Annotated in this window: 20 protein-coding genes; 5 read left to right on the top strand and 15 right to left on the bottom strand. The window is 64.4% G+C overall.

Annotated features, from left to right (window positions below):
• Nucleotides 1-248: 248 nt before the first annotated feature.
• From FHU39_RS09960 to aceE, 6 genes are all read right to left on the bottom strand, one after another.
• Nucleotides 249-1517 (bottom strand): PHA/PHB synthase family protein, encoded by a 1269-nt coding sequence (locus tag FHU39_RS09960; protein WP_183320989.1) that lies wholly within the window; start codon nucleotides 1515-1517, stop codon nucleotides 249-251.
• Nucleotides 1518-1745: 228 nt separating this feature from the next.
• Nucleotides 1746-2483, bottom strand: a complete 738-nt coding sequence (locus FHU39_RS09965; protein WP_183320196.1) for a beta-ketoacyl-ACP reductase — start codon at nucleotides 2481-2483, stop codon at nucleotides 1746-1748.
• Nucleotides 2484-2497: 14 nt separating this feature from the next.
• Nucleotides 2498-3682, bottom strand: coding sequence for an acetyl-CoA C-acetyltransferase (locus FHU39_RS09970; protein ID WP_183320197.1), 1185 nt, complete (start codon nucleotides 3680-3682; stop codon nucleotides 2498-2500).
• Nucleotides 3683-3824: 142 nt separating this feature from the next.
• Nucleotides 3825-5555: a dihydrolipoyl dehydrogenase gene (gene lpdA / locus FHU39_RS09975; protein ID WP_183320198.1), complete on the bottom strand. Its 1731-nt coding sequence runs from the start codon at nucleotides 5553-5555 to the stop codon at nucleotides 3825-3827.
• Nucleotides 5556-5569: 14 nt separating this feature from the next.
• On the bottom strand, nucleotides 5570-6853 hold the full coding sequence (locus FHU39_RS09980) for a 2-oxo acid dehydrogenase subunit E2 (RefSeq protein ID WP_183320199.1): 1284 nt from the start codon (nucleotides 6851-6853) through the stop codon (nucleotides 5570-5572).
• Nucleotides 6854-6868: 15 nt separating this feature from the next.
• Nucleotides 6869-9535, bottom strand: coding sequence for a pyruvate dehydrogenase (acetyl-transferring), homodimeric type (gene aceE, locus FHU39_RS09985; protein ID WP_183320200.1), 2667 nt, complete (start codon nucleotides 9533-9535; stop codon nucleotides 6869-6871).
• 840 nt (nucleotides 9536-10375) lie between these two features.
• On the opposite strand from aceE, the gene FHU39_RS09990 reads away from it, so the two are divergent.
• The 4 genes from FHU39_RS09990 to FHU39_RS10005 are packed head-to-tail and all read left to right on the top strand — an operon-like array spanning nucleotide 10376 to nucleotide 14988.
• Complete coding sequence (locus FHU39_RS09990; RefSeq protein ID WP_343065805.1) at nucleotides 10376-12073, top strand: L-lactate permease; 1698 nt, start codon at nucleotides 10376-10378, stop codon at nucleotides 12071-12073.
• Complete coding sequence (locus FHU39_RS09995; RefSeq protein ID WP_343065874.1) at nucleotides 12058-12837, top strand: (Fe-S)-binding protein; 780 nt, start codon at nucleotides 12058-12060, stop codon at nucleotides 12835-12837. The genes FHU39_RS09990 and FHU39_RS09995 overlap by 16 nt, the downstream gene beginning before the upstream one ends.
• Nucleotides 12830-14323: a lactate utilization protein B gene (locus FHU39_RS10000; protein WP_183320202.1), complete on the top strand. Its 1494-nt coding sequence runs from the start codon at nucleotides 12830-12832 to the stop codon at nucleotides 14321-14323. The genes FHU39_RS09995 and FHU39_RS10000 overlap by 8 nt, the downstream gene beginning before the upstream one ends.
• Nucleotides 14320-14988: a LutC/YkgG family protein gene (locus FHU39_RS10005; RefSeq protein WP_183320203.1), complete on the top strand. Its 669-nt coding sequence runs from the start codon at nucleotides 14320-14322 to the stop codon at nucleotides 14986-14988. The genes FHU39_RS10000 and FHU39_RS10005 overlap by 4 nt, the downstream gene beginning before the upstream one ends.
• Nucleotides 14989-15601: 613 nt before the next feature.
• Here FHU39_RS10005 and FHU39_RS10010 read toward each other — a convergent pair.
• The gene (locus FHU39_RS10010) at nucleotides 15602-15841 is read right to left on the bottom strand and encodes a hypothetical protein (RefSeq protein ID WP_183320204.1); all 240 of its coding nucleotides are present in this window, start codon (nucleotides 15839-15841) and stop codon (nucleotides 15602-15604) included.
• A gap of 445 nt (nucleotides 15842-16286) precedes the next feature.
• On the opposite strand from FHU39_RS10010, the gene FHU39_RS10015 reads away from it, so the two are divergent.
• Nucleotides 16287-17576 carry a tyrosine-type recombinase/integrase gene (locus FHU39_RS10015; RefSeq protein ID WP_183320205.1) on the top strand — a complete coding sequence of 430 codons (1290 nt, stop codon included), beginning with the start codon at nucleotides 16287-16289 and terminating at the stop codon, nucleotides 17574-17576.
• A 415-nt stretch (nucleotides 17577-17991) separates the two neighbouring features.
• On the opposite strand, the gene FHU39_RS10020 is transcribed toward FHU39_RS10015, so the two are convergent.
• The 8 genes from FHU39_RS10020 to FHU39_RS10055 all read right to left on the bottom strand — a co-directional run bounded on the left by FHU39_RS10020 (nucleotide 17992) and on the right by FHU39_RS10055 (nucleotide 23580).
• Nucleotides 17992-18327 carry a YnfA family protein gene (locus tag FHU39_RS10020; protein ID WP_183320206.1) on the bottom strand — a complete coding sequence of 112 codons (336 nt, stop codon included), beginning with the start codon at nucleotides 18325-18327 and terminating at the stop codon, nucleotides 17992-17994.
• A 301-nt stretch (nucleotides 18328-18628) separates the two neighbouring features.
• The gene (locus tag FHU39_RS10025) at nucleotides 18629-19084 is read right to left on the bottom strand and encodes a MerR family transcriptional regulator (protein WP_183320207.1); all 456 of its coding nucleotides are present in this window, start codon (nucleotides 19082-19084) and stop codon (nucleotides 18629-18631) included.
• Between the two features lie 11 nt (nucleotides 19085-19095).
• A complete protein-coding gene (locus FHU39_RS10030) occupies nucleotides 19096-19470 on the bottom strand; it encodes a hypothetical protein (RefSeq protein WP_183320208.1) in 375 nt (124 codons plus the stop codon).
• Nucleotides 19471-19509: 39 nt separating this feature from the next.
• Nucleotides 19510-19875, bottom strand: a complete 366-nt coding sequence (locus FHU39_RS10035) for a hypothetical protein (RefSeq protein WP_183320209.1) — start codon at nucleotides 19873-19875, stop codon at nucleotides 19510-19512.
• Between the two features lie 121 nt (nucleotides 19876-19996).
• Nucleotides 19997-20656, bottom strand: coding sequence for a cutinase family protein (locus FHU39_RS10040; RefSeq protein ID WP_183320210.1), 660 nt, complete (start codon nucleotides 20654-20656; stop codon nucleotides 19997-19999).
• A 23-nt stretch (nucleotides 20657-20679) separates the two neighbouring features.
• A complete protein-coding gene (locus FHU39_RS10045) occupies nucleotides 20680-21099 on the bottom strand; it encodes an arsenate-mycothiol transferase ArsC (protein ID WP_183320211.1) in 420 nt (139 codons plus the stop codon).
• A 1-nt stretch (nucleotide 21100) separates the two neighbouring features.
• A complete protein-coding gene (gene arsB / locus FHU39_RS10050; protein WP_183320212.1) occupies nucleotides 21101-22192 on the bottom strand; it encodes an ACR3 family arsenite efflux transporter in 1092 nt (363 codons plus the stop codon).
• Nucleotides 22192-23580 (bottom strand): FAD-dependent oxidoreductase, encoded by a 1389-nt coding sequence (locus FHU39_RS10055; RefSeq protein ID WP_183320213.1) that lies wholly within the window; start codon nucleotides 23578-23580, stop codon nucleotides 22192-22194. Before FHU39_RS10055 ends, arsB begins: the two co-directional genes overlap by 1 nt.
• Nucleotides 23581-23615: the final 35 nt, after the last annotated feature.

Below are 23615 nucleotides of genomic sequence, written 5' to 3' on the forward strand. Positions count from 1 at the left end.
CACTCTATCGTCCGACCACAAAGAGGGTCTACCACATCTCAGAATATGAGCCACGTTCGGGCGAACGGCTTGATCACCGTCGAATCAAAGTGCCAGCGATCCGCCGTGCACACGCGGGAATCGTCGACGCCATCCAGTGTCGATTGCGGCGTACGAGCCCTGGTGACCAAGCGGCCGGGCCATGTCAGGGGGCAAACACCGCACGAATGCAGAACAGGCTCAGGGACGGCCCAGCCGCCGCTACCCGGTCATCCGGCTCCGAAGACGTAAGTACCGGGGGCAGGGGCGAGCGGGCGATACCTGCGGTTGCCCAGGCTCGGGGGTTTGCGCTGCCCACCGGAACGCGCAGCCGACCAGGCCGTCCAGTCCTCCCACCAGGAGCCGGTCCGTCGCGTCGCGCCCGCCAGCCAGACCTCCGCGTCCGGCGAGTTCTTCTCGTTGGACTGGAACCATGCCTTGGGGGTCGGCGGGTTGACAACGCCCGCAATGTGCCCCCCGGACGACAGCACGTAGCGCACATCCCCACCGAATAGGGCTGTCGCCCGATATGACGCCTTCCACGGCACGATGTGGTCGTTGATCGCCCCGACCACATAGGCATCGCAGGTAATGTCGTGCAGATCCAGCCTGCGGCCCCCGAGTTCGTATTCGCCGCGTGCCAGCTGATTCTCGCCATACAGCGACCTCAAGTAGTGCGAATGCATCGCTGCCGGCATCCGAGTGCTGTCATCGTTCCACGCCAAAATGTCGAACGGGCGTGCTTCCTCGCCCATCATCCACCGTGACACGACGTAGTTGAAGATCAGGTCGTTGGAGCGCAATTGGTCGAACATCCGTGACATGTCCTCGGCAGGCAGATACCCGCGTTCCGCCATCCGCTTGTCGATTTTCGCGAGTGTGTCCGGGTCGACCGCGACGGCGAGGATGCCAGGGTCGGAGTAGTCCAGCTCCGTATTCAACAGCGTTAGCGACGAAATCGGACTGGTCTCGTCTTGTGCGAGGTAGGCCGTCGTCATTGCTGCGAGTGCACCACCCAGACACAGCGCGACGAGGTCGACTCGATCGGAACCGGTCACCGCCTGGACGATCGACAACGCCGTCAAGGGCCCCTGCTGCAGGTAGTCGTCCATCTGCAACGCGCTCATGGACTCGTCAGGGTTTCGATACGAGATGGTAAACACGGTGCGGCCGTGCTGGACGGCCCACTCGATAAGACTGCGCCCGGGCGCCAGGTCCATCACGTAGTACTTGTTGATCCACGGCGGCACCATCAGGATCGGGACCTCGCTGACCGTTTCGGTCTGCGGACGGTATTGCATGACTTCGATCAACTCACCCCGGTAGATGACCTCCCCGGGAGTCGCGGCCAAGTCCTGTCCAAGGGTGAACTTCGACCGGTCCACCTTGAGCGGCATACCACCTCGATGCAGCAGGTCGTCCACTGCGAACGACGCACCTCTTGCGAGACTGCGTCCGCCGGTCTGGATAGCCCGCTCGAGCACATCGGGATTTGTCAGCGGGCTGTTCGGGGCCCGTCGAGACCGATGCCCACAGCCCGCGCGGCCGCAACGGCCGGCAGTTGGGCAGACTGCAACACAGCCCGCCCAACTGCCGTACTCAGCTGCACCGGTCGTCCGGCGGCGCGGAAGAGGACCTTGGCTGCGGCCGGGATAATTCCCAACGGATCCGGATCTGTCGCCATCGCTCCAACTCCCTCTTCCTTACCGAATGACATAGTCCCGCACCTACATGTGCTGTCCGCCATTGACCGAGTAGATCTGGCCGGTGATGAAGCCGGAGTCCGGATCTGCAAGGAACTCAACAACTCTGGCGATCTCGTCGGGCTTGCCTAGTCGTCCGACCGGGATCTTTGCAATCACCTTCTCCAGCGCTTCCTGGGGAACGGCGGCAACCATTTCAGTGGCGGTGTATCCAGGGGCAACCGCATTGACTGTGAGTCCCTTGCGTGCAGTCTCCTGCGCCAGACTCATCGTCAGTCCGAAGAGTCCGGCCTTTGCCGCCGCGTAGTTCGCCTGCCCGACATTGCCTGCCTCGCCGATGATGGAACTGATGTTGATCATGCGGCCAGAGCCTCGGTCGAGCATGTGCTGAAGCACGGCCCTGGACAGGTAGAACGCCCCGGACAGATTGACCTGTAAGACCCGGTCCCAGTCCTCCGGGCTCATCTTGCGCACCGTCTTGTCGATCGTGATCCCAGCGTTGTTCACGAGGATGTCCAGCTTTCCATGCTGGTCAATGACCTCGTGGACCACCCGTTCACAGTCGTCCTTGTCGCCGATATTGCCACGGTGCACGCTCGACGTCGGGTGCGCGCCGCGAAAGCCCTGCACCACCGCTTCGTCATCCTTGTAGTACCCGGCAGCGATCACCGCTCCACGACTCGCGAGGCGCTCGCTGATCGCCCGGCCGATCCCGCGAACTCCGCCAGTGACGAGCGCGACTTGTCCTGTCATGTCTCCCATAGATTCGGCTCCTTTCAGTCGTTGACTCGAAGGATCAAAGCCTCGCCTTGGCCGCCGCCGCCGCACAGTCCGGCGGCACCGACGCCGCCTCCACGGCGTCCTAATTCAAGTGCGAGGTGTAGCGCCATCCGGGCGCCGGACATGCCGACGGGATGACCCATCGCGATCGCGCCGCCGTTGACGTTGGTGTTGTCTGTGCTGATACCGAGGTCACGCATGGACTGCAAGGCCACGGCAGCGAAGGCCTCGTTGATCTCGAACAGATCGATGTCCGAGGCGGCGAGTCCCTCGCGGTCGAGTGCCCTGGCAATCGCGTTCGACGGCTGGGACAGCAGTGAGGCGTCCGGGCCGGCCACTGTGCCGTGCGCGCCGATCTCTGCCAGCACTGTGGCACCGAGTTCTTCGGCCTTGTCCCGGCTGGCGACGACCACAGCGGCGGCGCCGTCCGAGATCTGGCTCGCGGAGCCTGCGGTGATGGTGCCGTCCGTCGCGAACGCCGGGCGCAACTTCGCTAGTGAGTCTGCAGTTGTCTGCGGTCGCACTCCTTCGTCCTCGCTCACCCGGGTCGGGTCGCCGCGACGTTGCGGGACGTCGACGGGGACGATCTCGTCAGCGAATATGCCGTTCTTCGCTGCGGCGGATGCACGCTGGTGGGACATCGCGGAGAACTCATCCTGGTCCTCCCGGGAGATGTTGCGCTCCTTGGCGTACAGATCGGTGGAGTCGCCCATCCCCCGGTGGTCGAATGCGCAGAAGAGTGCATCGTGTGCGGTGGCGTCGACCAACGATGAATCGCCATAGCGGTACCCGGCACGGGCGCCGGGGAGCAAGTACGGACCGTTGCTCATCGACTCCATGCCGCCGGCGACCACGACGTCGAACTCGCCATAACCGATCAACTGGTCCGCCAGTGCGATGGCGTTCAGCCCGGACAGGCAGACCTTGTTCACCGTCAAAGCGGGGACCGACATAGGGATGCCGCCATTGACGGCCGCCTGTCGAGCGGTGATCTGACCAGCTCCCGCCTGGATGACGTGCCCCATGATCACGTGGTCGACCTGGTCACCGCTGAGGCCGACGCGTTCCAATGCTCGGCGGATGGCGAACCCGCCGAGCTGCATTGCGGTGAAGCCTTTGAGTGCCCCGCCGAGCTTGCCGATCGGGGTGCGCGCACCACCGATGATGACCGAACCTGGCATGAGAATCTCCTATCAGTGTGTGTCGTCGACACCGTGCGGGTCGACGTCGATGGTCAATGCCGAACGCACCCGGCCAGCAGAAGAGGGCAGGCGGCAGCGGCACGTCACTCCGTGGGTCGCAGTGCGTCTTGAGGAGGGAGTGTCAGCTCTTCCGCGGCAGGTACAGGTCCGTAATCGTGCCCTCGAATGCTTCCGCTGCCATGCCCACGCTCTCGGAGAGCGTGGGGTGTGGGTGGATCGTCAGTGCCAAGTCGGCGGCGTCGGCCCCCATCTCGATGGCCAGCGCCGCCTCGGTAATGAGTTCGCCCGCGTTCGGGCCGACGATCCCGCAGCCGATGACCCGGGCAGTGTCCTGGTCGAACAGGAGCTTCGTCATACCTTCGTCCCGCCCGAGGGACAAGGACCTGCCGCTGGCTGCCCAGGGGAACACGCCCTTGCCGTATGCCGTGCCGTCCGCCGTGGCCTGTTGTTCGGTCACGCCGACCCAGGCAACCTCCGGATCGGTGTAGGCGACCGAGGGAATGCACCGCGCGTCGAACGCGGAGTTCTGCCCGGCCGCAACCTCGGCTGCGACGTGACCCTCGTGCACCGCTTTGTGCGCGAGCATCGGCTGGCCGACGATGTCGCCGATCGCGAAGATGTGTGCAACATTCGTCCGCTGCTGATGGTCTACCGGCACGAACCCGCGCTCGTCGACCTGCACCCCGGCGTTCTGCGCTCCGATCAGCCTCCCGTTGGGAGTACGACCGACCGCAACCAGAACTCGGTCGAACGTGTCGGTGTCCGGGGCCTTTCCACCCTCGAAGCTCACCTTCAAACCGTCGGGTGTGGGTTCCACACTCGCGACCTTGGTGCCCAGGAAGACGTTCTCGTAACGCTTGGTGACCCAGCGGGTCAGTGGCCTGACGATGTCCTTGTCCGCGCCCGGGATCAACTGGTCCATCAACTCGACAACGGTGATCGAGGCGCCCAGCTCGTGGTAGACCGTGGCCATCTCAAGACCGATGATTCCGCCGCCGAGGACCAGCAGCCGGCCGGGTATGTCGGCCAGGTCCAAGGCGCCGGTGGAATCGATCACGCGTGGATCGTCTTCGGGCACGAACGGTAGCGTGACCGGCTCCGAGCCGGCGGCGATGATCGCTTGATCGAAGCTGACCGTGGAGGCACTCCCGTCGTCGGCAGTGACCTCGACCTGGTGCTGTGAGGTGAATGTACCGGCACCACGGATGACGCGGACGTTTCGTTGCTTCGCCAGGGCCGCCAGCCCTCCGGTGAGCCGACCGACGATGCCGTCTTTCCAGCCGCGCAATTGGGCCAGGTCGATGGACGGATCGCCGAAGGACAGCCCGTGCTCGGCCATCTCCCGGGTCTCGGCGACAACCTTGGCGGCGTGGAGCAGCGCCTTCGACGGGATACAGCCGACGTTCAGGCAAACGCCGCCCAGGGTGTCCCACCGTTCGACCAGCGCCACCTGCTTGCCCAGGTCGGCAGCGCGGAACGCTGCGCTGTAGCCGCCGGGTCCACCACCGAGCACGAGTACCTCGGCATGGACGTCGCTGCCCGTAGCGGCGGCCGCTACGGGTGCGGCCGCGGGCGCTGTTTGTTTCTCCGGTGACTGGGCGGCGGTGGTCGAGGCCGCGGCCTCGACCAGCAGGATCACCGTCCCTTCGGACACGGTGTCACCTACCTCGACCCGGAGCTCCGACACGGTGCCGGCGACCGGCGCGGGAACGTCCATCGTCGCTTTGTCGGACTCGAGCGTGACCAGTGGATCCTCCATGGCCACGCGGTCGCCGGGCTGGACATGGATCTCGATGATCGGCACGTCCGAGAAGTCTCCGATGTCGGGGACACTGACTTGCTGCACACTCATGCGAGACTCCCGTCTTAGAGGATGAGCCGGCGGACATCTTCGAGCCGCTGGCACAGCTTGCGGGAGAACCGCGCTGCCAGCGCACCGTCGATCACCCGGTGGTCGTAGGACAACGAAATTGGCAGCACCAGCCGAGGGATGAACTCGGCGCCGTTCCAGACCGGCACCGTCCGGGATCGCACGACGCCGAGGATCGCCACCTCGGGTGCGTTGACGATGGGGGTGAACGCCGTGCCGCCGATGCCTCCAAGGCTGGAGATGGTGAAGGTGCCACCGGACATATCTGTCGGGGAAAGCTTGCCGTCCCGGGCCCGGGACGAGATCGATCCGAACTCTCGGGACAGCTCCAGCACACCCTTGCGATCGGCGTCGCGCACGACGGGCACGACCAGGCCGTCCGGTGTGTCGACAGCAATCCCGATGTGGTAGTAGTCCTTGACGATCAGCGCGTCCTTGTCCGGCGACAGTGAACTGTTGACCTCCGGGAACTCCTTCAGCGTCGCCACTGCGGCCTTCACGAGAAAGGCCAGCAGCGTGACTCGATAAGGCTCCGGGGCCGCTTTGCCATCAGTGTCCAGCTGTTTCCGATAGGCCTCTAGGTCTGTGATGTCTGCCTCGTCGTGATGTGTCACGTGCGGCAGGTTCAGCCAGGACCGGTGCAGGAACGGGCCAGACAGCCTCTTGATTCGCGACAACGGAAGTGTCTGGACGGGACCGAACTGTGCGAAGTCCTGAGCTGGAATCTCTGGGATGCCCGTGCCCGCGGCAACCGCACCGGCCGACGCGCCCGGCCCGGACAGTGCGGCGATCAGGTCGTCCTTGGTGATCCTGCCCTTGGGACCGGTTCCGGTCACCGTCGAGAGGTCGACATCCAACTCGCGTGCGGCGCGGCGCACGCCCGGACCCGCGTGTACGTCGCCTGGCCCGGCCCCTTGCACCGCATCCGGTGCGGCAGCCGTTGCCGGCGCCGGAGCTGTCGCTGGCGAGGGTGTCGGTGTCGACTCGGGCTCGGGCTCATGCTGCGACAACAGCGACGGCGGGCTGGTCAAAGTGCCCTCGCCGGGTTCGATCTTCACTATCGGCGTGCCTTCGCTGACCCGGTCACCTTCACTGACCAGCACCTCGACGACCTCGCCATCAAGCGGCGCAGGCACGTCCATCGTGGCCTTGTCCGACTCCAAGGTCACCAACGGGTCCTCGGCGTTGACCCGGTCCCCAGTGGACACGTGAATCTCAATGATCGGCACGTCAGAGAAGTCACCGATGTCGGGGACCGGCACCTCGGTTGCAGCTGTCATGGTTGGGCCCTTCCGTCAGATGGTCAGTGGGTTGGGGGTGTCAGGGTCGATGCCGTACTTGGCGATCGCCTCGGCCACCGTTGATGTCGGGACTTCATTCATCGCGGCCAACTCGGACAGGGCCGCCACCACCACGTAGTGCCTATCGATCTCGAAGAACCGCCGCAGTCGCCGCCGGTAGTCCGACCTTCCGTAACCATCAGTTCCGAGCACTCGGTACGGCCGCTTAACGAACGGGCGAATCTGGTCGGCGAAGGCGCGCACGTAGTCGGTGGATGCGATCACCGGACCAGTGGGCCGGGTCGCGAGTTCCGCCTCCACGTAACTGTCCCGACGGGGCAGTGTCGGGTGCAACATGTTCCATCGATGCGCCGCCATACCGTCGCGAGCGAGTTCGGTGAAGCTCGGGCAACTCCACACATCGGAAGCCACACCGAAGTCTTCTGCGAGCAGGTCGGCACCGGCGATCACCTCGCGCAAGATGGTGCCGCTGCCCAGCAACTGCACACGCGGTGCACGCTTCGCGCCGTCGCCCTCCCGGAAGAGATACATCCCTTTGCGGATCCCGTCCTCCGCCCCTTCGGGCATGTCGGGGTGCATGTAGTTCTCGTTCATCAGGGTGATGTAGTAATAGACGTCCTCCTGCTCGGTGAACATGCGCCGTAGGCCGTCGGCGACGATGACCGCGACCTCGTAGGAGAAGGTCGGATCGTAGGAGACGCAGTTGGGAATGATCGAGGACTGAATGTGACTGTGCCCGTCCTCGTGCTGCAGACCCTCACCGTTCAATGTCGTGCGCCCGGCGGTGGCACCCAGGATGAAACCTCGCGCCCGCGAGTCGCCCGCCGCCCACGCCAGATCACCGAAGCGCTGGAAGCCGAACATCGAGTAGTAGATGAAGAACGGGATCATCGGCAGGTCGGAGACGCTGTACGCCGTGGCCGCCGCGATCCATGACGCCATCGCCCCTGCCTCGTTCAGACCCTCCTGGAGGAACTGGCCGTCCTGACCCTCCCGGTAGAACATCAACTGGTTGGCGTCCTCGGGCTGGTACAGCTGCCCGACCTGGGACCAGATTCCGAACTGCCGGAACATGCCTTCCATACCGAACGTCCGCGACTCGTCGGGAACTATCGGCACCACGTGCTTTCCGACCTTCTTGTCCCGCATCAGAGTGTTGAGGATCCGAACGAACGCCATGGTGGTGGAGATCTCCCGATCGCCAGTGCCCTTCAGCTGGTTTCCGAACGCGGTCAGCTCTGGGACCGCCAAGGTCTGCGTCGAACGCGGCCGACGGACCGGCAGATAACCTCCGAGCCGCGCACGGTGCTCGCGCAGATAGGTCAGCTCCGGACTGTCGTCCGGTGGCCGGAGGAACGGCACCGCTTCCAACTGGTCGTCCGGCACTGGAAGGTCGAACCGGTCGCGGAACGCACGCAGCGCCTCGAAGCCCATCTTCTTGGCTGAGTGCGCGATGTTCTGACCCTCGCCGGCCTCCCCCATCCCGTATCCCTTGACGGTCTTGGCAAGGATCACCGTCGGCTGACCGGTGTGTGCGACCGCAGCCGCGTAGGCGGCATACACCTTCTTCGGGTCGTGACCACCGCGCGATAGTGCCCAGATCTGGTCATCGCTGAGGTGCTCAACTGACTTGAGCAACTCGGGGTACGCGCCGAAGAAGTGTTCACGCACGTATGCACCGTTCTTGGATTTGTAGTCCTGATACTCACCGTCGACACACTCCTCCATCCGCTTGAGCAGTAGTCCAGACGTGTCGGCGGCGAGCAACGCATCCCAGCCTGAGCCCCAGATGGCCTTGATCACGTTCCATCCCGCACCGCGGAATAGGGCTTCCAACTCCTGGATGACCTTGCCGTTGCCGCGAACCGGCCCGTCGAGCCGTTGCAAGTTGCAGTTCACGACGAAGATGAGGTTGTCCAGACGCTCCCGTCCAGCCAAGCCGAGCGCGCCAGAGGACTCCGGCTCGTCCATCTCCCCGTCTCCGAGGAACGCCCACACATGCCGCCCGGCGGTGTCCGCGAGACCGCGTGAGTGCGCGTACTTGAGGAAGCGCGCCTGATAGATCGCCATCAACGGTCCCAAGCCCATTGACACCGTCGGGAACTGCCAGAATTCGGGCATCAACCACGGGTGGGGATATGACGAGAGACCATTGCCTCCGACTTCTTCGCGGAAGTTCAACAACTGCTCCTCGGACAGTCGTCCCTCCAAGAAGGCACGCGCGTAGAGTCCCGGTGAGGAATGGCCTTGGATCAACACGGGGTCGCCACCGTGCGACTGCCCTGGGGCGTGCCAGAAGTGCTCGTAGCCGACGTCGAACAACGTGGCCAGTGATTGATAACTGGCTATATGGCCGCCAAGTTCGGAGCTTTCCTTGTTCGCCCGCAGCACTAATGCCGCAGCGTTCCACCGGCCCAACGCCCGGATCCGGCGCTCGAGCGCCAGGTCGCCCGGATAGTCCGGCTCCCGGTCCGGAGGAATCGTGTTGAGGTATGGCGTGTTGGCCGAGTAGGGCACCGAGACTCCAGACCGCTGGGCTTCGCTGAACAACTCCTCGATGAGGAATCCGGCCCGTCCTGGGCCGTCGAACTCTCGCACCGAGTCGAATGCATCGAGCCACTCTCGTGTCTCGGTCGTATCGGAATCAGGTTGCTGCGTCATGTGCTCACTTCGCCTTTCGTGTCCTGCGATCGGACTCCGGGTTCGCACCCCCGAGGAACCGTCGAGGGCTGCACCAGACACTTCTTTGCCTCACTCACGCCCTTGCCAGGGAAAGAGCGAGAGGCGATGTCCGCCGTACGTGAGGTGCGCCCAACTAAGCGAGCGCGAAAGGTTGATGTCAAGGAACCTAAAACACGCCGTCACCGAGCCACGACTTGAAACTGCGCAACGCCCAATGTGGGAGTCATGGAGGTTCGTCAGACTGCGGCTCGCCGAGTTCGTGTCTAGGCGACTAACGCGCGACTGTGATCGCGTCATCACCCACAGTCGGATGCCTCTCTAGGAGAACGGGTTTCGTTTCCGGGACTACCCCGTACCCACGCGACGAATCTGCGTCGTGACCGGATCCAGGCCGTGGGCAACAGCGCGGGCTGATCCGACGTTCATCGGTGATGCTGCCACTCACCGTGGTGTGGTCAACGACGAGGACCATTCCGCACCTGACCAGACGTGTGGTCTGTCCACTTGTCGGGTCGGCCTCGAAACGTGCTCGGACGACGGTCAGAAGGCACCCGCCACATGCCGACTGAAATCACCGGAACCCGTTTCGTCGTGACTACGCTGTGAATGACCGAAACATGAACGACAGCAGCATGTTTCGCTACCCCAACGCGTCGCCCATCCCCGTACTCGGCGCCGTCTGGAACGCGCACGGTGAACGGATCCAGCCACAAAGGCAGGTATCCCCGCGCTACCTTCTGGTCCGATGTTCCCGCCGAGCCAATTCCCACACATCGGAGATGCACCGTGCAGACTCTTTACCGTCCGCCCCTCACACCGGTGAGCGACAGTCTCTTCTTGTCCGCACTCGTAGCAATCTTGCCGCTGCTGAGCATCTTCGTCACGCTCGGCTTCTTGAAATGGAAGGCGCACCGGGCCGGCCTGGCCGCCGTCGCCATCGCCCTCATCGTGGGGATCGTCGCGTTCAAGATGCCGTTCTCGCTTGCCCTGCTGACAGCTTCCGAAGGTGCTGCCTATGGGCTACTACCGATTATGTGGATCGTCTTCAGCGCGATCACGCTCTACCAGATCACGGTTGTCAGCGGACGATTCGAGGACCTCCGTGCAGCCTTCCACCTCGTGTCGGACGATCCGAGGGTTCAGGCCATCATCATCGCGTTCTGCTTCGGCGCGTTGCTGGAGGCACTCGCTGGGTTCGGCGCACCGGTGGCCATCACTGGCGTGATGCTGATTGCCGTCGGATTCTCGCCGCTGCGTGCCGCTGCGGTCGCACTGCTGGCCAACACCGCACCGGTCGCATTCGGCGCCATTGGCATACCAATCATCACGGCCGGTAACCTCACCGGAATCGACTACAACACGGTGGGCGCCTATGTCGGTCACCAGACTCCGGTGCTCGCCTGCATCGTCCCATTGATGCTGGTCTTCCTCGTCGACGGTCGGCGTGGACTACGACAGACCTGGCCGGTTGCGCTCGTGGTCGGCCTCGCCTTCGGCATTACTCAGTGGGTATCGGCGACCTTCATATCGGTCGAACTCACCGACGTAATTGCCTCCCTTGTCGGCCTTGCCGCTGCCGTGATCATGCTGCGCCTCTGGCAGCCAGAGGGTCGCGACGACGCCGTCGAGTCGCTCACTATCGCCCGTCAGAAGGATCTCGCCCTCGTGAGCAATGGGAACGACGGTACGGCCGGAGGCACCGCGATCGCGACCGACGACGTGGCATTCACCTCGGCCGAGGAAATGGATCAACGGGCCAAGGACCTCACCGCCGGACGGATCCTCATGGCGCTATTGCCCTACCTGCTGGTGATCGCGGTCTTTGCTGGGAGTGCACTGATCGATCCGATCAAAGATGCACTGGCAGACACCAACGTGAAGATCCCCTGGCCGGGGCTGGACGGGCATGTGCTGACTCCGGCCGGCGCAGTCAGCACCACCACGACCTACAGCTTTCCCTGGCTATCCTCCCCCGGCTCGCTACTGATCATCTGCTCGGTGATCACCGCGGCAGCGTACGGAGTGACTGCCCGGCAGTGGAGCCGCGAATTCGTCGACACCGCGGTCAAGCTGAAGTTCGCCTTCGTCACCGTCGCATCCGTGCTCGCTCTGGCCTATGTGATGATGCTCTCCGGTCAGACCATCACTATCGGCACCTGGATCGCCGGAACCGGTGCAGCGTTTGCCTTCCTATCACCGATTCTTGGCTGGCTGGGCACCGCCGTGACTGGTTCGGACACCAGCTCCAACGCGTTGTTCGCCACCCTGCAGCAGACAGCCGCAGGCAAAGCCGGCATCGACCCGACACTGCTGGTTGCTGGCAACTCCGCAGGCGGTGTTGTTGGCAAGATGATCAGCCCCCAGAACCTTACAATCGCCGCGGTCTCGGTCGGGTTGGTCGGGCAGGAGTCAGCAATCTTCCGCAAGGTCATCCTGTGGTCCCTCGGCTTGCTCATAGTCATCTGCATCTTGATCGGGCTGCAGTCAACACCTGTGCTGTCGTGGATGCTGCCGTGACCGGGTCACCGCGTGTCGCGCTCTTCGCCACCTGCTTCAACGACACGATGTTTCCCCGGACACCGATCGCCACGACGCAGCTGCTGGAGCGCCTCGGCGTGCAAGTCGATTTCCCCGAGAAGCAGACATGCTGCGGGCAGATGTTCACCAACACCGGATATGCCGACGAGGCCATGCCGCTCGTGCGCGCTTTCATCGATGTGTTCGACTCGTATGAGCACGTCGTCGCGCCATCTGGTTCGTGCACCGGATCCGTGAGGGAACAGCATCTGATGCTTGCTCGCCGCACCGGTGATTCCGGACTAGTACGCGAGGTCGAAGCGATGACGCCGCGGGTGCACGAGCTGTCCGAGTACCTTGTCGATGTGCTCGGCGTCACCGACGTCGGCTCCTACTTCCCGCACCGCGTCACGTATCACCCGACCTGTCACTCGTTACGGATGCTGCGCGTGGGTGACAAACCGCTTCAGTTGCTGCGCGCAGTCGGAGGCATCACCCTTGTCGACCTGCCCGAGCGCGAGGAATGTTGTGGATTCGGTGGGACTTTCGCGATGAAGAACGCGGACGTCTCGGTGGCGATGGGGTCAGATAAAGCGCGACACATCCGCGAGACTGACGCCGAAGTCGTGGTGGCGAGCGACAACTCATGTCTCACACATATCGGGGGGATTTTGCACCGGCAGCGGGCCGGCGTCCGCACATTTCACCTGGCAGAGGTGCTCGCCTCGACCCAAGAAGACCCAGCCTGGAGCTCGCATGAGTAACCCGACCGCCAAGAGCACCCCGACATTCGTCGGCATGCCCAAGTTCCCGAAACTCGCCCGCGAGGCCTTAGACAACGCCGTACAACGACACAACCTGAAGACGGCAACCCACACGATCCGCGCCAAACGCGCCGAGGTCGTGGACGAACTGCCGGAGTGGGAGGCCCTGCGTCTCGATGGCGCGACGACCAAGGATGAGGCACTGGACCATCTCGCGGACTACCTGGTGCAGTTGGAGGAGAATCTCACAGCGGCCGGGGCACAGGTCCACTGGGCACGAGATGCCGACGAAGCCTGCGAGATCGCGATCACCCTGGTGCACGCAAAAGGCGCGGACGAAGTCGTCAAGGTCAAATCAATGGCCACTCAGGAGATCGAACTCAACGAAGCGTTGGAAGCAGCCGGCGTGCACGCCTGGGAAACGGACCTGGCCGAGCTGATCGTCCAGCTTGGGCACGACCGTTCCTCTCACATTCTGGTGCCCGCGATACACCGCAACCGCAGCGAGATCCGAGAGATATTCCTCACCGAGATGGGCAAGGTGGGTCGTGCGGCACCAGCAGATCTCACCGACGAGCCGGCCGAGCTTGCCGAGGCCGCACGGCGACACCTGCGGGAGAAGTTCCTTCGTGCCAAGGTCGCGATCTCCGGAGCCAACTTCGCCATTGCCGACACTGGCACCCTCGTCGTACTGGAGTCCGAGGGCAACGGACGGATGTGCCTCACCCTGCCAGAAACGCTGATCTCCGTCGTCGGGATCGAGAAGGTGCTGCCGAGTTGGGACGACCTGGGCACGTTCATGCAGCTGCTCCCCCGCTCCAGCACCGGTGAACGGATGAATCCCTACACTTCCACCTGGACTGGAGTCACACCCGGGGACGGTCCGCAGGAAGTGCATGTGATCCTGTTAGACAACGGTCGCACGCATGTGCTCGAAGACAACATCGGACGGCAAGCACTGCGCTGTATCCGCTGCTCCGCCTGCCTGAACGTGTGCCCAGTCTACGAGCGTGCCGGCGGACACTCCTACGGCTCGGTTTATCCCGGCCCCATCGGAGCCGTTCTGACCCCGGAAATGCGAGGTACGAGCACCCCCATCGACCAATCCCTACCGTTTGCCTCCAGTCTGTGCGGCGCTTGCTTCGACGTCTGCCCCGTCCGCATCGAGATCCCCACCCTGCTCGTGGCGCTGCGGATGAAGGTCGTCGACCAACACCGCAGCGGGTTGCCGAGCGCGGAAGCCGCGGCCATGAAGGCCGCATCGTGGGTGTTCGGCGACTCCAAGCGCCTCAGCACGGCGCAGTACGGCGTCACGACGGCTGCTCGACTCCTGCGAGGCCGCTCCACCATCGGCCACCTACCGTGGCCAGCAACCGCTTGGTCCGATGCGCGCGACGCACCTGCACCTCCACGCGAGACGTTCACCCAGTGGTGGAAGCGAACCCATCCTGACGCAGCAACGCCCGGGAAAGGCGCTCGATCATGAGCAGTGCCAGGGACGACATCCTCCTGCGCATCCGCCGCGCACACAGTGTGACGTCCGCACCCAGCCCGATCCAACGGGAGCAGTCATCACCGCACGTCGAACGTACTCGCATCCTCGAGACGTTCGTCCAGATCACCGAGGACTACCGAGCGATCGTGAACCGCTGTACCGACGACACGTTGGCCGAGCACATCGCTGCGTCACTTGTGTCGTCGAAGGCTTCGCGCGTTGCGGTTTCCGCCGAGATGGATACTGCGTGGCTCACGCATTTTTCGGGAGAGATCCTCAGGGATAATAGATTGACCACCGCTGAGCTGGACGACGTCGACGCGGTTGTCACCGGCGCAGCGATTGCGATCGCGGGCACCGGCACGATCGTGTTGGATCATTCCGGGAACCAGGGACGGCGGGCCCTGACGCTGATCCCGGATGTGCACGTTTGCGTTGTGCGGGCTGATCAAGTCGTACCTGATGTTCCGACTGCGGTGCGCAGGCTTAGGCCGGCGATCGACGCCCACCGGGCACTCACGTGGATCAGTGGACCGAGCGCCACCAGCGACATCGAGCTGAGCCGGATAGAGGGCGTACACGGCCCGCGCACGCTCCATGTCCTGCTGGTCGATGACGCGTCAGAGGAAGTCAGCGCGGTGCACGCTGCCAGCTGAAGCCTTACACCTACACCGTTGCCGTCATCCCCACTCCTCAGCACGAGATAGACGCATCGCTCGGACTTCAGACGATGCGTGCGACGCACAAACGATCTCTACCTTGCCGTCCACTCACAGGTCTCGCGGGCACGCACCGATCCTCCCAGGTAGAGCGCGCCAACTGGTCAATAGATCAGCGATTCCCTAGCCCGCCCTCGGTGTGAGAGCAGGCTATGCCGCGTGACCCCCGATGCGTTCGCGACCGCATCGAGGACGCCTCCGCCCGGCACGGAGGATGGACTTAGCCGGGGGCGCAATCGAGTGAGTGGTGTTGCAACTGCAACACCTGCGGCCGAGCGCCAGAGACAGAGCCGCGAGGATGGTTTGGTCAGGTCGTCGCCCTACGCGCGTGGACGCGAGACTCAGGCACGGTCGACCCGGACGCCGAGGAACGCCTCCAGTGAACCGACGTAGTTCCGTGCAGCCCACTGGCGGTGCAGCACGTCACATGCCGCGAGAACTTCCGGGTGCCCCTCAAACATGCCCCGCAGCGTGTCGCCCAGGTCAGCCTCGGTGCACCGCGATGTCTGACCTGTGTTCAGGTCGTGAACGAGTACCTCGTCCGTGTCATTCATCGCAGCGCCTCCGGCAGCTCGCTGGCGGTCTTGCGCAGTAGCTCGGTCACGCGCTCGGAACACCGGTTGCGGCTGAGGGACAGTTGCGCGATGACGTCGCCCCAGGTGTCACCGCCCGAGCAGGGAACGCCCTTCTCAGCCTGCTCCGTCGCTTGCGCGATGAGGCGGGACAGGTAGCGCACGTCAGCGAGAGCGCGGTCGAGCTGGTCGAAAGGATCGGCCGTCGCGGTCCTCACAGCGACACCTTGGAGTGAAGCCGCAGCGCACCGGCGACGATGCCGAGCAGCAGCAGAGGGAGCCCGAGCGACTGCCCGGCTTGTAGGATCGTGTCCACGTCAGAACCTCCGTTGTTCTGTCGTCAGGACCCGGAGCGTTGCTGCGCTGCCGGGTCCACCTATGACGCCAGGAAGCCGGAAGTGAGTAGCACGTGAGTAGCACGCGCCGCACACGACAAAGCCCCTGGCCTTGCGTTTCCGCAGGTCAGGGGCTGTTTCGTGCTGGTGGACGATACTGGGATCGAACCACTCAACTTCGGATTTCGGCTGCACGCGCAATTTCCGGGTAAAATGCTTCTGACCTGCGGCGATGCAGGACTCTGACGTGGACAGGTGGTGACGACCGTTGCCTCTGCTGTCCACCGAAGTAGTGCACAAGTAGTGCAAAATCCACTCAGGAGGGGCCATGTCACGGACTGCCAGGAAGGCTCGCAAGCGCGCGTTCGGCCGCATAAACCAGGAGCGTTCCGGTCGCTACACCGCGTGGTACAACGACCCTGACGGCCGCACAAAGATTTCTGCCTCCGGCACGGTCACGCCAGTCCGGCACCGTGCCAATCACACCTTCGAGACAACCCTCGACGCCGAGGCCTGGCTAGCAGCAGAACGCAGACTGATCAGCACCAGCACCTGGACCAGCCCGGCGCAGCGAAGAAAGGAGGAGCTGGCAGCAGATTTGAACCACTCCCCTACCTTCGGGGAGTACGCGTCCGCATGGATTGACTCGCGAAAGAACAAGTCGGGCAAGTCGTTGGCACCTCGGACCCGAGACCACTACCACCAGTTGCTGGCCGACTACCTGGAGCCCACGTTCGGTTACCTCCTGCTGGACGAGATCACCCCGGCACAAGTGAATATTTGGTATGACGCCTTCACCCCTCTACGTAAGAACCTCAATGGAGTTACCGGAGAGACCACGAAAGCGCACGCCTACTCTCTGGCGCGTGCTGTGCTGAACTCCGCGACGTCGGCTCATGGCCCATTGGTCGGGAGAGTCAATCCATTCGCCGTGCGTGGAGGCGGCACCTCACCCGCGCGGAAGCGAACTCAAGTGGCCACCAGCGCGCAATTCAAAGTGATGCTGATGACCATTCGCCCCGAGTGGGAGCTGATTCTGCTGCTTGGTTGCTGGGCCGGACTTCGCTACAGCGAGATAGCGGAGTTACGGCGCCGCGACATCAACCTCGTCGCGGAGGTGATTCAGGTCAGTCGCTCGGTGACGCGCAGCAAGGTCGAAGGCGTCGGCGTCAAATCTCCCAAGTCCGAAGCGGGTATCCGCGACCAGATCATCCCGCCGAACGTACTGCCCGCGCTCAAAAAGCACATGAGAGCATTCGTCACCGGGCAGGACGGACTCCTATTTCCAGGGAAGAACGGAGGGCACCTCGCCCCGGTAACGTTCTACGGCAAAGTTCCCCCAAAGCCCGCCGAGACACCCGAGCAAGCCGCCAAGCAGCGAGCGCGGAACGGCTGGTATGCAGCTAGGTCGGCCGCGGGGTGCCCAACCCTGCGCTTCCATGATCTGCGGGCAACGGGCGCCACATTGCTCGCACAGCAAGGCGGGACCGTGGCAGATGTCCAGTTGTTCCTTGGCGACTCCACAGCGCAGGCAGCATTGCGGTACGTGCGTTCCGCAGAGGGACGTCAGAAGCTCTTGGCCGACAAGTTGGCCGCACTGGACGGCTCCGTGTGGTGATCCTGCAGTGGCTGGATCGGTGGAATGAGCACGTGCCAGTCAGGGTCTGTACGAGCAACTCGCACCGACGCGCAGGCCATTCTCTCAAGGCACCCCGGCCATCGACAGTGGACCATTAGACGGAAGCCAGCACTCAACGTGTTCGCGACCGTCTTCGAGGGCCGCTGGCCACGGCAGAGAAGTACTAATCAATCAGGGCCAGAAACACCGAAATTCTGACACTCCCCCATTTTCCTGCAGATGGCGGCTAGCGGCCGTAATGTTCCTTGGAAGCGCCGCTCCTCACGGGGATGAAGCGCAGGAGACCAGGGGTCTTCAGCGGCGAGGTGGTCGTACGACGTCCCCCGGGTTCTATCGATCGATGTGCGGGGGGTGAGTTGCTTCACGAGTAACATGGCCAGGTTTTGGTCGAGGGTCAGTTGGCTCGCGGGGCGTACATGATGAGGGCTACGCCAATGAGGCAGACGAGAGCCCCTGCGACGTCCCACCGGTCGGGGCGGTAGCCGTCGGCGACCATGCCCCAGGCAAGTGACCCTGCGACGAAGATGCCGCCGTATGCGGCGAGGATGCGTCCGAAGTTGGAGTCGGGTTGGAGGGTGGCTACGAAGCCGTAGGCGCCGAGGGCTGCGACGCCGGCGCCGATCCAGATCCAGCCCCGGTGTTCGCGTACTCCTTGCCAGACCAGCCAGGCTCCGCCGATCTCGGCGATGGCGGCCAGTACGAACAGGGCCAGGGATCGAACGACCGTCATATGGGCATCTTCTCAGCCGGGGTCAGGATCCATCCGTCCGCCCGATCGATCGTTCGATCCTCACGGACCGCATGCTGGTCGCCGACATGCATGGCGTTGCGTTCTTGGCGCGTTGCCAGCGGGTGATGAGCAGAGATATGACCGTGGGCCCGCGACGACCAGGGCGAACACGATGCCGGCGAAGGTGAACGTGGCCGCCGTCGCGGCGGCTCCGGCACCCACGACCCCAGTAGCCCCACACTGGCGCGGCACAGGCGGCGGCTCCGGCGCCGAGCAGCTGACGATGGCGCAGGGGTCGGGCTCATCGCGTGTCCTCGGCCGGTGCGGGCGCGGCGATGTCCACGAACGGGATGGGACAGGAGTCGGTCTGTGCGCACGTTGTGAGGTCGTCACATCCGGCGTTGGCTGCGTCGGTGAGGTTGGCGCGGATCGTCTGAAGGCCGTGGATGCGGGCATCGATCTCGGTGAGTTTGGCCGTCGCTCTGGCCTGTGGACCGGGGTCTGGTCGCTGTCCGTGCCGGTGACGGCGTACGTCGATCAGGTCGGCGATCTCCTCCACACGGAACCCGAGCCGTTGCGCTGCCTTGATGATGCGCAGGGTGGTGACGGCCTGGTCGGCGTAGACGCGGTGGCCACCGGGGCTACGGTCGGGCGCAGCGAGTAGGCCACGGCGCTCGTAGGACCGCAGCGTCTCTCTGTTGACGCCCGCCTGGCGCGCAACCTGCCCGGCGAGCAGGTGGGCGCCTGCCCCGGCCATGATTAGTCCTGTCAGGGGTTGGCTTGGGCGCGGGCACGATCGACCAACCCGGCGAGCACGTCGGCGCGTTCTGCGGGCACCTCAACGTCGAGCACGACACGTGCGGTGTGCGCATCAGGGTCGGTTGTTGACGTGGCGGTGAAGTTGAAGAACGAGCAGCACGACGTCTCGCCGGTGATCAGGTCCTGCACTTGCGTTGGTAGGTCCAGGCTGCCTTCCAGGAGGAGCCGTGCACGGGTTCGGCGGGGCTGCTCGACGTCGTGCAGCGATTTCGCGAACAGGCCGTCGAACTCGGCAACCCGCAGTGGTCGTTGCGCGGTCGGCAGAGTGCACGCGTCGGCAGGCGCCCACGTCGCGTCCACCGGTAACTGTTCTGCTGCGTTCATTCTTCGACGATAGACCTGGATTCAGGTACCGGATGCAAGCTAGGAGGAAGGACTGGCGCGCCGGGTTCGTGTAAACGTCCGAGCAAGGGTTGCCTGGCGCTCGCTCAGGAGTGGGCTGCTTGTTTGACGGCTCGGCATAGATCGGGCGGTTCGTAGCCCGGTGGGGGTGGCATAGAGCCGGCAAGCCAGTGCGATGGGCGCGGCAGCCTTGGCGAAAGGATCAGCACCGTTGAGCAGGATGGTCGGCGAGCCGGTGAAACCGCGCTCGTTCCCTTCCTCGTCGTTGGTGATGATTGTGCGAGCGATGTTCGCGGACACGCCCGTGCTCCTCACCGCCGCCCGAATCAGTTCCGCAGCGGCGGCCTCGTTCGGGCAATCCGGTACGACGAGCAACTCGATCTGCACGGTCAGGTTAGAGATCCTTCCTGATCAGCCCCTGGTGGCAATGTATCCCGGCAGCCCGGGCTCCATGTGCACGTCCCGGCCCGCCGGTGGGTAGTCACGCGCCACCCATGATCGCCGTTCTCTAGAGGCGGCTGAGCACGAATTCGGCTGCCCGGTCGGGCATGCCGTTGTGGAAGTACGCGACGTGTCCCTCGACATCTGACCCTGGCGCGTTTTGCGCCGAGATGTCACCTGGCGCGCAGTAGTCACGGATTGTGTCCGCGTGCGGGCTGAGCATGCCGGGTTGGCGAGGTATGACCCCACTGACACCGGGGGCGGGATCGCCTGCGTTGTGGGGTTCGCCTGCCGTGAAGGTGGGGTTGCCGAACAACGCAATAGCGGCGATCTGGTCGACGGCCGCGGGGTCGAGGTCCGGTGCGTCGATCCCTGCGTACCGTGCCGCATGCGGCACGAGTGCGTCGGTGATGACTTGGGCGCCTTGGGACCAGCCGAGCAGAACGGTGCGTCGCTGCGGTCGGGTGGTTGCTTCGTCGTTGAGCAGCGAGACCAGGTTGTGCACACCGATCGTCGGGCTCTGCCCGAGGTCGATGTGTGCCGGGTAGGTCGCGGTGAAGCTTTCGAACGTCGCCGGGTAGGGCAGGCTGTGGATCTGCACGTCCCCGGTGTACCGGTGGCTGATCTGGCGGGCGATGGGTGTCAGCAGGCGTGACCCGCTGGCGGGTTCGGTACTGCCTCTGACCGTGATGATCAGGATCGGTGGCTTGCGGTCGATGGTGTTCATCAGTTCCCAGCGATCGAGTCGCGTCAGGACTTGCTGTCGTCGGTGCGTAACCGAGCGAGAAGGTCGCGGACCCTGTTGGTGATGTCGTCGCGGATCAGGTCCATCCGTTCATCTCCCTCGATCCCGTCCCGGGAGGGCTCGATCGTGTCCCAACGTTCCACCGGTGCCTTCGATGGTTGGTCGAGCGTGGCCTCGGCGCCGATGAGGACGACCCGGTCAACGGTGCCGAGCAAGGCCGGATCAACACGTTTTGGGTTCTCGCCATTCATGGTGGCACCAATGCGTTCGACGCTCGCCCGAGATGCCTCGTTCAGTGCGGTCCCTGGCCGGGTGCCCGCGGAGAACACGGCGACCTCGGGTGCCAGATGGCGGGTGATGGCGGCGGCCATCTGCGACTTCCCGGCGTTCTTCACACACACGAACAGCACTGCGGGCCGGTTCATTTCAGGCACTGATGTTTTCCCGGGTTGAGTGGGTGAACCTGTTGCGCAGGGCGAGGGAGACGTAGACCAGCCCGACCAGGACCGGGACCTCGATGAGGGGACCGACGACACCGGCGAGGGCTTGTCCGGAGGTGACTCCGAAGGTGGCGATCGCGACGGCGATGGCCAGTTCGAAGTTGTTACCTGCGGCGGTGAACGCCAACGTGGTGGTGCGTTCGTAGGACAGGCCCACAGCTTTGCCGATGGTGTACCCGCCGCCCCACATGAGGGCGAAATACACCAGTAGCGGGAGCGCGATCCGGGCCACGTCCAGCGGGTGGCCGGTGACCTGGTGGCCCTGCAACGCGAAGAGAATGACGATCGTGAACAACAGGCCATACAAGGCCCAGGGCCCGATCCGGGGCAGGAACTTCTCCTCATACCAAGTGCGGCCCTTGGCTTTCTCCCCGAGCCGGCGGGAGAGGTACCCGGCCAACAACGGGATGCCGAGGAACACCAGGACGGACCCGGCGATCTTCCACGCCGAGACGTTGAGGTGTTCTTGGTGCAGGCCGAGCCAGCCGGGCAGCACCGACAGGTAGAACCAGCCGAGGACGGCGAACATGATGACTTGGAAGACGGAGTTGATCGCGACCAGCACGGCGGCGGCTTCGCGGTCGCCGCAGGCCAGGTCGTTCCAGATGATCACCATGGCGATGCACCGGGCGAGGCCGACGATGATCAGCCCGGTGCGGTAGGTGGGCAGGTCGGGCAGGAACACCCAGGCGAGGGTGAACATCAGCAGCGGCCCGAGCACCCAGTTCAGCACCAGCGAGGTGACTAGCAGTCGCCGGTCGCCGGTGACGGAGTCCAATTTGTCGTAGCGGACCTTGGCCAGGACCGGGTACATCATGATCAGCAGCCCGAGCGCGATCGGCAGTGAAACGCCTTGGATGTCAACGGCGCTCAACGCGTCGTCGAGGCCGGGTATGGCGCGGCCGAGCAGTATCCCGGCGACCATGGCGGCGCCGATCCAGAGCGGTAGGAACCGGTCCAAGGTGGACAGTTTCCCGACGACCGCATCATGGGGTGGCGCCTGCGTCGTGGTGGTCATCAGGACGGACCACCCGTGGTGGACAGGCCGCCGAGGCTGACCGGTTGCGGACCGACCGGGCCGCAGCAGCCGCCGCCGGAGCCTTCCTCGGAGTCGAACAAGCCCGCGCCGCCACAGACACCGGTGTCGGGCAGGGTGAGCTCCACCTGGCCGGCGGCGTCCAGGTCGCCGGCCAAAGCGGCAGCGATGGAGCGGACCTGCTCGTACCCGGTCATCGCCAGGAACGACGGGGCGCGCCCGTAGGACTTCATTCCGGCCAGGTACAGGCCGTCCTCGGGTTGAGCCAGGACGTCATACCCGTGGGGTTGCACCGACCCGCAGGAGTGCCAGTTCGGGTCGATTTCCGGGGCGAGCTTGGCCGGTGCCTGCAACCGCTGATCCAGGTCCAGGCGCACCTCGGACAGGAACGACAGGTCGGGACGGAACCCGGTCACGCACACCACCTGATCCAGGCCCTCGATACGGCGACCATCAGAAGAGACCAAGACAACCCGTCCATCAGCGCCGCTGCCGTTGTTGGTGTCGCCGTTGTTGGTGTGGGCGTCTTCGACGGCGATGGTGCGGAACCCGGTGACGACCTCGATCCGGCCAGCGGTGACGGCTTCACGTACCCGGGCGCCCAGGGCGCCGCGTGCCGGGAGTTCGTCGGCGTCGCCGCCGCCGTAGGAGTTACCGACCGTCCCGCGGCGCAGCACCCACACCACCCGGGACCCGGGGGTGTGGACGTCGTCGCTGGTGAGCGCGATCAGCGACGTGAGCGCTGACGCGCCCGAGCCGACGACCGCGACGGCCTTCCCGGCGCACGGGTTGCCGTCCGCTGTCGCGTCCGGCATGCCGTACAGAATCCGGTCGGCGTGGGCGGTCTCACCGGACACCGGGTATCCCTCCGAACCCAGCGGGTTCGGCACACTCAACGTGCCGGTAGCGTCGATCACGGCGCGGGCGAATACCCGCTCGATCGATCCCTCGGGGGACTGCACGTGCAGCACGAAGGGTTGCTGTTCGCGGCCGGACTCCACCAGCAGGTCCCGGTCCAGTCGCGACACACCGATCACTGTCGAACCGGTGCGGACCCGGTCGCCCAGGGCTGCCGCCAACGGCGCGAGGTAGTTCGTGATCCACGCGGTGCCGGTCGGGTACCGCTTGCCATTCGGCGGCGTCCACCCGGTGGGTGCAAGCAGTTTCTCCGCGGCTGGAGAGGTCAGTTCGGACCACGGGGAGAACAACCGCACATGCCCCCAGGACCGCACCCCGGAGGCCGGTTCGTTGCCTTGCTCGAACACCACGACCTGCTGGTCGCGGCCAACTAACTCCGCAGCAGCGGCCAAACCGATCGGACCGGCACCGATCACAGCGACCGGAAGCTCTTGGGGGACAACGGAAACCATCAGCGACCACACTCTCTGACTAGACGACTGATTAG

The organism is Flexivirga oryzae, from assembly GCF_014190805.1.
GTDB classification, from domain to species: Bacteria; Actinomycetota; Actinomycetes; order Actinomycetales; family Dermatophilaceae; genus Flexivirga; species Flexivirga oryzae.